At 72.7% G+C, this 12,541-nt stretch carries 11 protein-coding genes; 6 read left to right on the top strand and 5 right to left on the bottom strand.

Features of this window, described 5'->3' with window-relative positions:
* Window positions 1-39 precede the first annotated feature (39 nt).
* From ABZW17_RS20960 to ABZW17_RS20945, 4 genes are read left to right on the top strand one after another with little or no spacing between them, the layout of a single operon-like run.
* Window positions 40-1,224: a zinc-dependent alcohol dehydrogenase gene (locus ABZW17_RS20960; RefSeq protein WP_354816376.1), complete on the top strand. Its 1,185-nt coding sequence runs from the start codon at window positions 40-42 to the stop codon at window positions 1,222-1,224.
* A 21-nt stretch (window positions 1,225-1,245) separates the two neighbouring features.
* Complete coding sequence (locus tag ABZW17_RS20955; RefSeq protein WP_354816373.1) at window positions 1,246-3,270, top strand: CocE/NonD family hydrolase; 2,025 nt, start codon at window positions 1,246-1,248, stop codon at window positions 3,268-3,270.
* Window positions 3,271-3,305: 35 nt separating this feature from the next.
* Entirely contained in the window at window positions 3,306-4,379 is a 1,074-nt protein-coding gene (locus ABZW17_RS20950; RefSeq protein WP_354816370.1) for an NAD-dependent epimerase/dehydratase family protein, read from the top strand.
* Window positions 4,380-4,396: 17 nt separating this feature from the next.
* Window positions 4,397-5,989 (top strand): NAD(P)/FAD-dependent oxidoreductase, encoded by a 1,593-nt coding sequence (locus ABZW17_RS20945; RefSeq protein WP_354816367.1) that lies wholly within the window; start codon window positions 4,397-4,399, stop codon window positions 5,987-5,989.
* 32 nt (window positions 5,990-6,021) lie between these two features.
* Here the strand turns inward: ABZW17_RS20945 and ABZW17_RS20940 are convergent, their stop codons facing one another.
* Both ABZW17_RS20940 and ABZW17_RS20935 read right to left on the bottom strand, forming a co-directional pair.
* The gene (locus ABZW17_RS20940) at window positions 6,022-6,402 is read right to left on the bottom strand and encodes a VOC family protein (protein WP_354816364.1); all 381 of its coding nucleotides are present in this window, start codon (window positions 6,400-6,402) and stop codon (window positions 6,022-6,024) included.
* Between the two features lie 4 nt (window positions 6,403-6,406).
* Window positions 6,407-7,387, bottom strand: coding sequence for a YihY/virulence factor BrkB family protein (locus ABZW17_RS20935; protein ID WP_354816361.1), 981 nt, complete (start codon window positions 7,385-7,387; stop codon window positions 6,407-6,409).
* A gap of 82 nt (window positions 7,388-7,469) precedes the next feature.
* Between ABZW17_RS20935 and ABZW17_RS20930 the strand changes: the two genes are divergently transcribed.
* Entirely contained in the window at window positions 7,470-7,937 is a 468-nt protein-coding gene (locus ABZW17_RS20930) for an SRPBCC family protein (protein ID WP_354816358.1), read from the top strand.
* Window positions 7,938-8,074: 137 nt separating this feature from the next.
* Here the strand turns inward: ABZW17_RS20930 and ABZW17_RS20925 are convergent, their stop codons facing one another.
* The 3 genes from ABZW17_RS20925 to ABZW17_RS20915 form a co-directional block, all read right to left on the bottom strand.
* A complete protein-coding gene (locus ABZW17_RS20925) occupies window positions 8,075-8,410 on the bottom strand; it encodes a hypothetical protein (protein ID WP_354816355.1) in 336 nt (111 codons plus the stop codon).
* A 91-nt stretch (window positions 8,411-8,501) separates the two neighbouring features.
* Entirely contained in the window at window positions 8,502-9,515 is a 1,014-nt protein-coding gene (locus ABZW17_RS20920; RefSeq protein WP_354816352.1) for a DNA topoisomerase IB, read from the bottom strand.
* A gap of 99 nt (window positions 9,516-9,614) precedes the next feature.
* Entirely contained in the window at window positions 9,615-11,117 is a 1,503-nt protein-coding gene (locus ABZW17_RS20915; RefSeq protein ID WP_354816349.1) for an FAD-dependent oxidoreductase, read from the bottom strand.
* A gap of 84 nt (window positions 11,118-11,201) precedes the next feature.
* Here ABZW17_RS20915 and ABZW17_RS20910 point away from each other — a divergent pair, with 84 nt between their 5' ends.
* Entirely contained in the window at window positions 11,202-12,473 is a 1,272-nt protein-coding gene (locus tag ABZW17_RS20910) for an ATP-grasp domain-containing protein (protein WP_354816346.1), read from the top strand.
* Window positions 12,474-12,541 lie beyond the last annotated feature (68 nt).

Here is a 12,541-nt window from a genome sequence, read left to right as displayed (position 1 = left end):
AAGCCGGGGCGGAGACAACGCCCGCGGAAAGGGAGAGCCATGAAGGCAGTGACCTGGCACGGCAAACGCGACGTCCGCGTGGACGAGGTGCCGGACCCGAAGATCGAGGAGGCGACCGACGCCGTCATCCGCGTCACGTCCACCGGAATCTGCGGCTCCGACCTGCACCTTTCCGAGGTGCTGGGTGCGTTCATGACCGAGGGCGACATCCTCGGCCACGAGCCGATGGGGGTCGTCGAGGAGGTCGGCCCCGGTGTCACGGACCTGAAACCGGGCGACCGCGTCGTGATCCCGTTCAACATCTCCTGCGGCCACTGCTGGATGTGCGAACGCGGCCTGCAGTCGCAGTGCGAAACCACCCAGGTCCGCGAGCAGGGCAAGGGCGCGGCGCTGCTGGGCTACACCAAGCTCTACGGCCAGGTCCCCGGCGGCCAGGCCGAGTACCTGCGCGTGCCGCAGGCCCACTACGGCCCGATCAAGGTCCCGGACGGCCCGCCGGACGAGCGGTTCGTCTACCTCTCCGACGTCGTCCCGACCGCCTGGCAGGCCGTCGAATACGCGAACGTCCCGAAGGACGGCACGATCGCCGTCTTCGGCCTCGGCCCGATCGGGCAGATGTGCTGCCGCATCGCACGGCACCGCGGGGCCGCGCAGGTGATCGGCATCGACCTGGTGCCCGAGCGCCTCGCCCGCGCCCGCGAACACGGCGCCACCGCGCTGGACACGCGTGACCACAAGGAAATCGGCGACGCCATCCGGCAGCTGACGAACGGCCGCGGCGCGGACTCGGTGATCGACGCAGTCGGCATGGAGGCGCACGGCGCCCCGGTCGGCAAGCTGGCGCACACCCTCGTCGGGCTGCTGCCGCAGCCGCTCGGGGAGAAGATCACCGAGAAGGCCGGGATCGACCGGCTGAGCGTGCTCTACGCCGCCATCGACAGCGTCCGCCGCGGCGGCACGATCTCGCTGTCCGGCGTCTACGGCGGGATGGTCGACCCGATGCCGATGATGGAGCTGTTCGACAAGCAGGTGCAGCTGCGGATGGGCCAGGCCAACGTCCGGCACTGGCTCGACGACATCATGCCGGTGCTCACCGGCGACGGCGACCCGCTGGGCGTCGAGGGCTTCGCCACGCACAAGCTGCCGCTGGCGGACGCGCCCCGCGCGTACGACATCTTCCAGAAGAAGCTGGACGGCGCCCAGAAGGTCCTGCTGCAGCCGTAACCCCGGGGAGGGAACCGACCTTTGCGAGCCGTCACCTCGCTGCCGCACGAAATCACCGAGGAGAACCACGTCCGGATCCCGGTGTCCGACGGGATCGTGCTGTCCGCCCGCATCTGGCGGCCGGTCTCGTCGGACACCGAGCCGGTGCCGGCGATCCTCGAATACATCCCGTACCGCAAGCGGGACCTGACCGCGCCCCGCGATTCCGTCCACCACCCGTACCTCGCCGGGCACGGGTACGCCTGCGTGCGCGTGGACATCCGCGGCACCGGCGAATCCGAGGGCGTCCTGGTGGACGAGTACCTCGAACGCGAGCAGCTCGACGCCGAGGACGTCCTGGCGTGGATCGCCGCGCAGCCGTGGTGCACCGGCGACACCGGGATGATGGGGATCTCCTGGGGCGCGTTCGCCGCGCTGCAGGTCGCGGCGCGGAAACCGCCGAGCCTGCGGGCGATCGTGATCTCGTCGTTCACCGACGACCGGTTCGCCGACGACATGCACTACATGGGCGGCTGCCTGCTGTCGGACAACGTCGCCGAGTCGGGCACGATGTTCTCCTACGCCACGCTGCCGCCGGACCCGGCCGTCGTCGGCGAGCGCTGGCGCGAAATGTGGCGGGAGCGCCTGGACGACTGCAGCCTGTGGATCGGCAACTGGCTCGGCCACCAGCGCCGCGACGACTACTGGCGGCACGCCTCGGTTTCCGAGAACTACAGCGACGTCCAGGTCCCGGTGCTCGCTTCGAGCGGCTGGGCGGACGGCTACTCCAACGCCGTCATCCGGCTGCTGGCCCACCTCGACGTCCCGCGGCGCGGGCTGATCGGCCCGTGGTCGCACCGGTACCCGCACCTCGGCGAGCCCGGTCCGGCCATCGGCTACCTGCAGGAAGTCGTGAAGTGGTGGGACCACTGGCTGCGCGGCGAGGAAAACGGCGCCATGGACGGGCCGATGCTGTGCACGTGGATGCAGGAGAGCGTGCCGCCCTCGACGTCCTACGAGGACCGGCCCGGGCGGTGGGTCGGCGAGGCGACCTGGCCCTCGCCGCACGTCGAGCCCGCGGTCCTGCCGCTGGCCCGGCACCGCCTCGGCCGGCCGGGGGAGACCTTCGAGGACGAGGCGCTGACGCTGTCGTCGCCGTTGTCGGTCGGGCAGTTCGCCGGGAAGTGGGCGTCCTACAGCGCCCCGCCCGACCTGCCCTACGACCAGCGCGAGGAGGACGGCGGGTCGCTCGTGTTCGACACCGGTGTGCTCACCGAGCGCTGCGAAATCCTCGGCGCGCCGAAGGTGCGGCTCGAAGTGTCGGCCGACCGGCCGGTCGCGATGGTCGCGGTGCGGCTGTCCGACGTCGCACCGGACGGGCGGGCCACCCGTGTCACCTACGGGCTGCTCAACCTGACCCACCGCGACGGGCACGACGAACCGGCACCGATGGTGCCCGGGCAGCGGTACGCCGTCGAGGTCGAAATGAACGCTGTCGCCCAGGCTTTCCCGGCCGGGCACCGGATCCGGCTTTCGGTGTCCACTTCGTACTGGCCGCTGGCCTGGCCGCCGCCCGAGCCCGTGCTGCTGAGTGTCCACACCGGACGGAGCGGGCTGGAGTTGCCGGTGCGCCCGGTCGCCGAGCCGGACGAGCTGCCGTCGCGGCCGTTCGGCGAACCCGAAGGGGCGCCGCCGATCCCGGTCACCCGGGTGACGCCGGGGGAGCAGCGTTGGACCGTCTCGCGCGACCTCGTCGGCTACGAGTCCGCGCTGGAGATCGTGAAGAACGAGGGCACCCGGCGCTTCGACGACCTCGACCTGGAGATCACGCGGGACGTCCGGGAGCGCTACCGCTGGGTCGCCGACGAATTCTGCTCGCCGGTCGCGGAAACCGAATGGGTGGTGACGTTCGCGCGCGGCGAGTGGCGGGCGCGCAGCGAAACCCGGACGAGGGTGTCCTGTACGGAGACCGAGTTCGTCGTCGACGCGCAGCTCGACGGCTACGAAGGCGCCCGGCGGATCGTCTCGCGGAACTGGCACGAACGGATCCCGCGCGACCTCGTCTGACGTTTCGCGACGGCCACGCGGGGTACGCCATCGGAGTGCGGATCGTGATCACCGGGGCCACCGGCAACGTCGGGACGGCGTTGCTGGCCGCCCTCGACCCCGTCCACGACGTCGTCGGCCTGGCGCGCCGGCTGCCCGACACGACGGCCGAGCCGTACCGCCGGGCCGGCTGGCGAGCCGCCGACGTCGGCGCCCCGGGCGCCGAGGAGGAGCTGGCCGCGCTGTTCGCCGGCGCGGACGCCGTCGTCCACCTCGCGTGGGCGATCTCGCCCCTGCGCGGCGACCCGCCGATGGGGCGCACCAACGACGACGGCACCCGGCACGTGCTCGCCGCGGTGGCGGCCGCCGGAGTCCCGCACCTGGTCGTCGCGTCTTCCGTGGCCGCCTACGGCTCCGCGCCCCGCTGGGAGAAGGTCACCGAAGACCGGCCGTGCGACGGCATCGCGGGCAGCGCCTACAGCCGCGGCAAGGCCGCCCTGGAGACCCTGCTCGACCGGTTCGGGGAGCAGTATCCGGACGTCGGGGTGGCCCGGCTCCGGCCGTGCGCGATCCTGCACCGGCGCGCGGCCGGGGAGTTCGCGCGCTGGCTGCTCGACCCGGCGGTGCCCGCCGGCCTCGTCGGCTGCCGCCGGCTGCCGCTTCCGCTGTGGACCGATCTGCGCGCGCAGGCCGTGCACGCCTCCGACGTCGCCGACGCGATCGGGCGCATCCTCGACCGGCGCTTCGCCGGACCGGTCAACCTGGCCGCGCCGGAGGTGCTGGACGCCGACGCGCTGGCCGGTGTCCTCGGTGGGCCGCGCGTGCCGGTCCCGAAGCCGCTGGTGCAGGTCGCGGCCCGGGCGGCGTGGCTCGGTGGCGCCCTGCCGGCCCATCCGGGCTGGCTCGAACTCGCCGACCGCGCGGCTCTGGTGGACACGACGCTGGCGGAGACCGCGCTGGGCTGGCAACCTCGGTATGACGCCGCGGCCGCGGTCGCCGACCTGGTCGCCGGGCTCCGGTCGGGCGCGGGGGCGGCGAGCGCGCCGCTGGCCCCGCCGCGCCGCGACGGGGTCCTGGGCCGGCTCCGCTCGCTCACCCGGGTCGGGCCGAGCCACCAGTCGCAAGCCTGACCCACCGGGAGGCCGGAGTGAGTACGGAAGCCGTCGACGCGGTGGTGATCGGCGCCGGGCACAACGGCCTGGTGGCGGCGAACCTCCTGGCCGACGCGGGCTGGTCGGTGCTGGTGCTGGAGGCGACGGACCACCCCGGTGGCTCGGTCCGGACCGCGGAGGTCACCGAGCCGGGCTTCCGCAACGACCTGTTCAGCGCGTTCTACCCGCTCTCGGCGGTGTCGCCGGTGATCCGCGGCCTGCGTCTGGACGAACACGGCCTCCGCTGGCGGCACGCGCCCGAGGTGCTGGCGCACGTCCTGCCCGACGACCGCTGCGCGGTGCTGTCCCGCGACCTCGACCGCACGGCGGCGTCGGCCGACGAGTTCGCCCCCGGCGACGGCGACGCGTGGCGGCGGCTGTTCGAGCAGTGGCGGGAGATCCGCGAGCCGCTGCTGAACGCGTTGTTCACGCCGTTCCCGCCGGTCCGTCCGGCGCTGAAGCTGCTGCGCCGCACCGGAACCGGGGACGCCCTGCGGCTGGCGCGCACGCTGACGCTGCCCGCGCGCCGCTTCGGCGACGAGCTGTTCGCCGGTGAAGGCGCGAAGCTGCTGCTGGCCGGGAATTCCGCGCACAGCGACCTTTCCGTGGACAACGCGGGCAGCGCGGTGTTCGGCTGGCTGCTCGCGATGATCGGGCAGGACGAGGGTTTCCCGGTGCCCGAAGGCGGCGCGGGCGAGCTGGTCTCGGCGTTGGTCCGCCGGCTCGAGGCGCGCGGCGGCCGTGTCCACTGTGGACGTCCGGTGCGTTCGGTGCTGATCGGGGACGGGCGGGCGCTGGGCGTGCGGGACGCGGCCGGCGACCCGGTGCGGGCCCGCAAGGCCGTGCTGGCCGACGTCCCGGCGCCGGTGTTGTACCGCGAGCTGGTGGGGGAGGAGTGGCTGCCGTCGCGGCTGGTCTCCGACCTGCGCAACTTCGAGTGGGACAGTGCGACGGTGAAGGTGGACTGGGCGCTGTCCGGCCCGATCCCGTGGACGGCGGAAGCGGCCCGCGGGGCGGGCACGGTCCACCTCGGAACGGACCTCGACGGCCTCTCGGCGTTCGGTGGCGAGCTCGCTCGCGGCCGCACGCCGCGTCGCCCGTTCCTGCTGCTCGGCCAGATGACCACGACCGACCCGTCCCGCTCGCCCGCGGGCACGGAGGCGGCGTGGGCGTACACGCACGTACCCCGCGGCACGATGGAGAACCGGGCGGCCCTGGACCGGCGGGTCAAGCGGATCGAGGAGACGGTCGAGGCGAACGCACCGGGGTTCACGGGGCTGATCAAGGCCCGCTACGCGCAGGGCCCGGCGGAGCTTTCGGGCCACAACCCGGGTCTGATCGGCGGCGCGATCAACGCGGGCACGACGGCGATCCACCAGCAGCTGTTCTTCCGCCCGGTCCCGGGAACGGGCCGCGCGGACACCCCGGTGGACCGGTTGTACCTGGCGGGAGCCTCGGCCCACCCGGGTGGCGCGGTCCACGGCGGCCCGGGAGCGAACGCGGCCCGCGCGGCACTGGCCAGGGCGGGCCTGCTGGGCGGCGGGTACGCGGCGGTGATCCGCGCGGCCCACCGCGCGATCTACAGCTGATTCGCGCGCGCGGCGGCCGGCCGCGGTCGGCGTCAGGCCGCGCCGATGTCCTTGCGCAGCAGGCAGAACTCGTTGCCCTCCGGGTCCTGCAGTACCACCCACGACTCTTCGCCGGTCTGGCCCACGTCCGCCGGGCGGGCGCCGAGGGCCGTCAAGCGGGCCAGTTCCGTCTCCTGGCCGGTGCCCGCCGGGTTCAAGTCGATGTGCAGCGGCAGCTTGCCCCGGCGCGGGTTTTCGCTCCGGGCCAGGATGAGCGTCGGCGGCCCGTCGCCCGGGCGGGCGCCCGGTACGCCCAGCTCGAGGCCGTCGGGCTCGTGGCCGATCACCTCGTAGCCCAGGACCGCGCACCAGAACTCGGCCAGGCGGTCCAGGTCGTGGCAGTCCAGCACCAGGCCGGTGATGCGGCAGGCCATCCGCTCACTCCCGTTCCGACTCCGCCACCGCCGCGGCCTCGTCTGCGTCCATCGCCTTCGTGTCCCGCGGCGGCAGGAACGGTTCTTCCTGGTCCTCTTCGCGGCCGGCTTCGATCGAACGGCCGCGGGCGAGCTCCGCGTCCAGTTCGGCCCCCAGCAGGATCGCGAGATTGGAGATCCACAACCATACAAGGAACACGATCACCCCGGCCAGGGAACCGTAGGTCTTGTTGTAGGACCCGAAATTGGCGACGTACAGCGCGAACCCCGCCGACGCCAGCACCCACAGCACGACCGCCAGCAGCCCGCCCGGCGTCAGCCACCGGAACCCCGGCTGCCGGACGTTCGGCCCCACCCAGTACAGCAGCGCGAAAGCCACGCTCACCAGCACGGCGATCACCGGCCACTTCGCGATCTCCCACACCAGGATCCCGGTCGACCCGAGCCCGATCAGGTCCCCGATCCGCCGCGCGACCGAGCCCGTGGCGACGACCCCCACCGCGCAGAGGGCGAGCAGCGCGACGATGCCGACGGTCAGCGCGACCCGCAGCGGGACGACCTTCCAGATCGGCCGGCCTTCCGGCATGCCGTAGATGGAGTTCGAGGCCCGCATGAAGGCGCCGACGTAGCCGGACGCCGACCACAGCGCGCCGAGCAGGCCGATGACGGCCAGCGGGCCGGCCAGGCTGCGCGAGCCGGTGAGTTCCTTGATCGCGCCGACGAGGATGTCCTTGCCCTGGCCGGGGACGATCTGGTTGATGTTGTCGATCACCGTCTGGATCTTGTCCGGGCCGAGCAGGCCCAGGATCGCGGTGAGCACGATGATGCCGGGAAAGAGCGACAGGACGCCGTAGTAGGTGAGGGCGGCGGCCCAGTCGGTCAGGTTGTCGCGGCCGAACTGCTTGAACGTCCGTTTCAGCACCGCGACCCACGAACGCTTCGACAGCTCACCGGGGCCTTCGGGTGCTTTTTGTCTGTCCGTCATCGCCACCTCCGTTCGGTATGAGCGGGCATACCCCGTCCGTGAGTGGGTATGCCTGGTTCGTCACCCGAAGCAGGAGGAAGCCGTGCCCGAAGTGAGCCGCGTGATCGACGTACCGCCCGAGGCCGTGTTCGACGTGCTTTCCGACGGCTGGCTGTACGCGGGCTGGGTGGTGGGCAGCTCCCACATCCGCGACGTCGACGGCGACTGGCCGGCGGTGGGGTCCCGGATCCACCACAGCGTGGGCCCGTGGCCCCTGCACATCCAGGACGTGACGGTGGTCCGCGCGGTCGAGCCGGGTCTGTCGATGTCCTTGGAGGCCCACGGCTGGCCCCTGGGGGCGGCGGCGGTGGGGCTGACCCTGGTCCCGCACGAAGAGGGGAAGACGCTGGTCCGCATGACGGAACACATCATCCGCGGACCGGGAAAGGTGCTGCCGGAGGCGGTGCAGGCGCTGATCGCCAAGCCGCGGAACAGCGAGTCGTTGGCCCGGTTGGCGGACCTCGCGACGGGCAAGCACGCCCGGGCGAAGAACGGCCGCCCACGCCCTTAGCGACGGGGACCCGAGGTCGGTGGCCGGGGTGGCCGGCCTCGGCCCGACCGGGTTCTCGCTGCGGGTTCGAACCCCACGGGCTTGACCGGGCTCTTGCTGCGGGTCCGAACCCGGGCCTGACCGAACCCTCGACTTACCTACCGCTCCTCAACCCCGCACCGCCGCCACTGAACCTGGTCCCCGGCCCGGTCGGCGTGCCAAACCGGCGTCGCCTCGCCCTCCCAGACGGGCACCAGCCGGTCCGGCGCCACCCGCCCCCGGGCCACCCTGCCGAAGAGCGCCGCCCCGTCCGCCCGGCGCGCTGCCGGGATCCACGCCGGGAACCTCGTCCGGGGCAGTTTCCGTTCGATCCACTCGCGGGCCGACCCCTCGCTCCCGTGGTCTGACTCCACGATGCTCGACACCGGACCACCGCCGCCGACGGTCAAGCCGATCGACGCGCGCCAGCGGACGGGAGAGGCCTCGGGTGTCATCTCCTCCAGGTTCCCCGACGACCGCGGTCCCCGGCCAGTACACGTTAGGATGGATCGACGCTCACTCACCGTGCCTCCTTGAGAACCACCGTCATGACGCGTTGAGCAGCCTCGCGCACGCCCGCTCCAGCACCGCCCGGGCCTCGTCGCCGTCCAGCCGTGCTGCGCGCTTGAGGGCCGGGGCGATCGTGCGTTCCGCCCGGTACGCCTCGACCAGCCGGGGGTCCACATAGGACGACCGGCAGACCGCCGGGGTGTTGCCCAGCGCGGTCGAGACCTCCTTCATCACCTTGGCCTCGGCGCGCTTGCGGGCGGTCTCGGACGTCGGCGGGTCCGCCGCGGCGAACGCGGCCGCCGCCAGCACCGTCGCGTTCCACGTGCGCATGTCCTTGGCCGTGCAGTCTTCGCCCGCCAGCTCCTTGAACCGCTCGTTGACGTCGGCCGCGTGCACCTCGTGCCACGTGCCGCCTTCGCGGTAGACGAGCAGTCGGTCGCTGCCGGACCGGCTGCGCAGCAGCGACTTCAGCACCGAAGCCAGCTCCGGGTCGCGGATCGCCACCTCGCGGTCGAGACCACCCTTGGCGACGTAGCAGAACCGGCATTCGTCGCCCCGCACGGCCGCGTGCGAACGCAGCAGCGTCGCCACCCCGTGGGTGCCGTTCTCCTCCGCGTACTCTTCGCCGCCGGTGCGGAAGATCCCCCGATCGAGCATCCGCAACGCCGCCGCGAGGACCCTCTTCCGGGTGAGGCCGGACCCGGTCAGGTCGGCCGCCACCGAAGCGCGCCACGTCGGCAGCCGGCGGGCCATCTGCAGGACGCGGTCGTGTTTCTCCTCGTCGCGGTCGCGCCGCCACTGCTCGTGGTAGAGGTACTGGCGCCGCCCGGCGTCGTCGGTGCCGACCGCCTGGACGTGCCCGTTCGGGTGCGGGCTGATCCACACGTTCCGCCAGGCCGGCGGGATGACGAGGTCCTTGATCCGCGTCAGGAGCTCGTCGTCGGTCACCGGCGCGCCGTCGGGCATGGCGTAGGAGAACCCGCGGCCGCGGCGGATGCGTTTGATGCCCGGGCCGCGCAGGTCACTGCGCCGGAGTCTGGTTCGTCCCACCGCCGCGAAATACCCGCCCGGCGTACCGGGAAACCATGATTGCCGTCGGACGTGGTCACCGGCGCCCGGGTGATCCGGCGGGGGACGTCTTCCGCCGGCTCACTCCGGGCCGCGGCGCAGCGGCCGGACCGCCGGGCCCTGCACCACCTCGCCGTCCACGCCGAACCGGGAGCCGTGGCACGGGCAGTCCCAGGTCCTTTCGGCGTCGTTGAACGAAACCAGGCACCCCAGGTGCGTGCAGTGCGCGCCGACCGTGTGCAGCTTGCCCGCTTCGTCGCGGTGGGCGGCGACGAGCTCGCCGCCCACCCGCACGACCTCGGCTGCACCGGGCTGGAGGTCGTCGAGCTTCTCGGACCGCCACAGCGCGGCGACGTGGTCGCCGACCAGGTACTTCGCCACGGTCAGGTTGTCCTGGGCCACCTCGAGCACCGAGCGGGCGTCGAAGCGGTTGGGGTCGAACAGGTCCGCGGCCGGGTGCGGCTCGCCGAGGATCCGCGCCGCCAGCACGTGTCCCGCGGCCGTGCCGCCGGTCATGCCCCACTGGCCGAACCCGGTGGCCACCCACAGGTTCTTCGTGCCCGGCAGGTACCGGCCGACGTAGGGCAACAGGTCGGGCGTGGACATGTCGTGGGCGGACCAGCGGTGGGTCACGCGGTGCAGGCCCGCGTGCGCGTCCGCCCACGCCGCGAGCCGCCCGTACCGGCGTTCGACGTCGACGTGCGCGCCGACGCGGTAGTGCTCGCCGCCGGCGATCACCATCGGCGTGCCCCGCTCGGTGTACCCGCGCACGGAGTGGTGCGTGTCGGCGTCGAGGAACATGCCCGCGGGCGGGGTGTTCCCGGCGGCCGGGCCGGCGACGACGAGGTCGCGCACCGGGTCGAGCCGGGCGAAGTACAGGCCGCGGTCGAGCACCGGGTAGTGGGTCGCGACGACGACCTCGTCCGCCACGACGTCGCCGCGCGAAGTGCGGACGGTCCGGCCGTGGACCGCGGTCGCCCGGGCGTGCTCGACGACGGTGCCGCCGAGCCGTTCGACCTCGGCGGCCAGGCCGAGCAGCCACCGGCGCGGGTGGAAGTGCGCCTGGCCGGTGGTCCGCACCGCCCCGAGCGCGGGCACGTCGAGCTCGACGTCTTCGGTGAAGGACGCGGGCAGACCGGCCGCGGCGGCCGCGTCCGCCTCCTGCCTGAGCGAGTCGACGGTCCTTTCGCGGGTCGTGTAGACGTAGCTGTCCGCCCGGGTGAATCCGCAGTCGATGCCGAGTTCGGCCGCCGTGGCGGCGATCCATTCGCCGGCCGCGGCTTGCGTCCCGGCGTAGATCTTCGCGGCGCCTTCGCCGTGGCGGGAGGTCAGGTCCGCGTACTTCGCCCCGTGCTGGGCGCTCACCTTCGCGGTGGTGTGGCCGGACACCCCGGCCGCCACCCGCTCGGCCTCCAGCACGACGACCGAACGGCCGCCGCGGGCGAGCAGCAGGGCGGTGGTGAGCCCCGCGATGCCCGCGCCGAGCACCGCGACCTCGGCGGACTCGGGCACCGGCACGCCGGTGCGGTCCGGGGCGGGCGCGGTCTCGACCCACAGGGAAAGCGGTTCGGGCAGGGCTGTCATGCCTGCGAATGCCCGCCACGGGCCCGGTCAAACGGGCCATCCGGCCCCGTTTGGCCTGTTCGAAGCCCCGGGTAGCCCTTCGGCATGAGTACGAACATCTTCGTGATCGGCCTGGACGAGGAGAACCGGCGGGTCCTGGAACGCCTCCCGTGGGCCGGGACCTACTCGTTCCACGGCCTGCTGACCCCCGAAGAGCTGCAGCACGGCGAGATCGACTTCGAGGCCCTGCTGAAGACGGCCCAGCATGAGCTGGACGCGTTCGACGGCGACGTCGCCGCCATCGTCAGCTACTGGGACTTCCCGGCCGCGTCGCTGGTGCCCATCCTGTGCGCCCGGTACGGCCTGCCCAGCGTGTCGCTGGAGGCCGTGCTCAAGTGCGAGCACAAGTACTGGAGCCGGCTGGAACAGAGAACGGCGATCGACGAGCTGCCGCGCTTCGGCCTCGTCGACCTCGACAGCCGCCGGCCGGCCCCGCCGGAGGGCGTCGGCTACCCGATGTGGCTCAAGCCGGTCAAGTCGTTCTCGTCGGAGCTGGCCTTCAAGGCGGAGAACGACGCCGAGTTCGCCGGCGCGGTGGCCGAGATCCGGGCCGGCGTCGGCCGCGTGGGGGAGCCGTTCGGCTACGTGCTCGAACAGGTCCCGCTCCCGCCGGAGATCGCCCGCGTCGGCGGCGCGGCCTGCCTGGCCGAAGAGGCGCTGCACGGCGTCCAAGCGGCCATCGAAGGGTACGTCTACCGGGGCGAGGTCACCGTCTACGGTGCCCTCGACTCGATCAACTACCCGGACAGCTCGTCCTTCCTGCGCCACCAGTACCCGTCGCAGCTGGGCGAGGAGCCGGTCCAGCGGATGCGGGACGTCGCCGAACGGGTGATGAAACAGATCGGCTTCGACAACGGCACCTTCAGCATCGAGTTCTTCTGCGACCCCGAATCCGGCCAGGTGTGCCTGCTGGAGATCAACCCGCGGCACTCGCAGTCGCACGCCGAGCTGTTCGAGTTCGTCGACGGCGTGGCCAACCACGAGATCATGGTGCGCCTCGGCCTGGGCCAGGATCCCGGCCGCCGGCCGCGCAAGGGCACCTACCAGATCGCCGGCAAGTGGTACCTGCGCCGCTTCGAAGACGGCGTCGTGACGCGCGTGCCGACCCGCGAAGAGATCGAGGCCGTGCAGGAGCGCGTCGACGGCACGCGGATCGAGATCGTCCCGCAGGTCGGGCAGCGGCTTTCGGAGCTGCCGGAGCAGGACAGCTACAGCTTCGAGCTGGCGCAGCTGTTCGTGGCCGGGCACACCGAACACGAGATGGTGCAGAAGTACCAGGCGTGCGTGGACGCCCTGCCCTTCGAGTTCCAGGCGTGAAAAACGGGGGTGGGGGGGGGCGGGTGGGCGAGGCGCGCCCCGCGTGGTGAACCCCCCCCGGCGGACCC

This window comes from Amycolatopsis sp. NPDC004625, assembly GCF_040609695.1.
In the GTDB taxonomy this organism is placed as follows: Bacteria; Actinomycetota; Actinomycetes; order Mycobacteriales; family Pseudonocardiaceae; genus Amycolatopsis.
Note: the sequence above shows the minus strand (reverse complement) of the source record. Positions and strands in the feature narration are given on the sequence as shown.

Bases quoted from the DNA above. Each gene is read 5' to 3' on its own strand.
- ABZW17_RS20960 (WP_354816376.1), top strand. From the start codon at position 40: ATGAAGGCAGTGACCTGGCACGGCAAACGCGACGTCCGCGTGGACGAG.
- ABZW17_RS20940 (WP_354816364.1), bottom strand. From the start codon at position 6,402: ATGGCCTGCCGCATCACCGGCCTGGTGCTGGACTGCCACGACCTGGAC.
- ABZW17_RS20935 (WP_354816361.1), bottom strand. From the start codon at position 7,387: ATGACGGACAGACAAAAAGCACCCGAAGGCCCCGGTGAGCTGTCGAAG.
- ABZW17_RS20925 (WP_354816355.1), bottom strand. From the start codon at position 8,410: ATGACACCCGAGGCCTCTCCCGTCCGCTGGCGCGCGTCGATCGGCTTG.
- ABZW17_RS20915 (WP_354816349.1), bottom strand. From the start codon at position 11,117: ATGACAGCCCTGCCCGAACCGCTTTCCCTGTGGGTCGAGACCGCGCCC.
- ABZW17_RS20910 (WP_354816346.1), top strand. From the start codon at position 11,202: ATGAGTACGAACATCTTCGTGATCGGCCTGGACGAGGAGAACCGGCGG.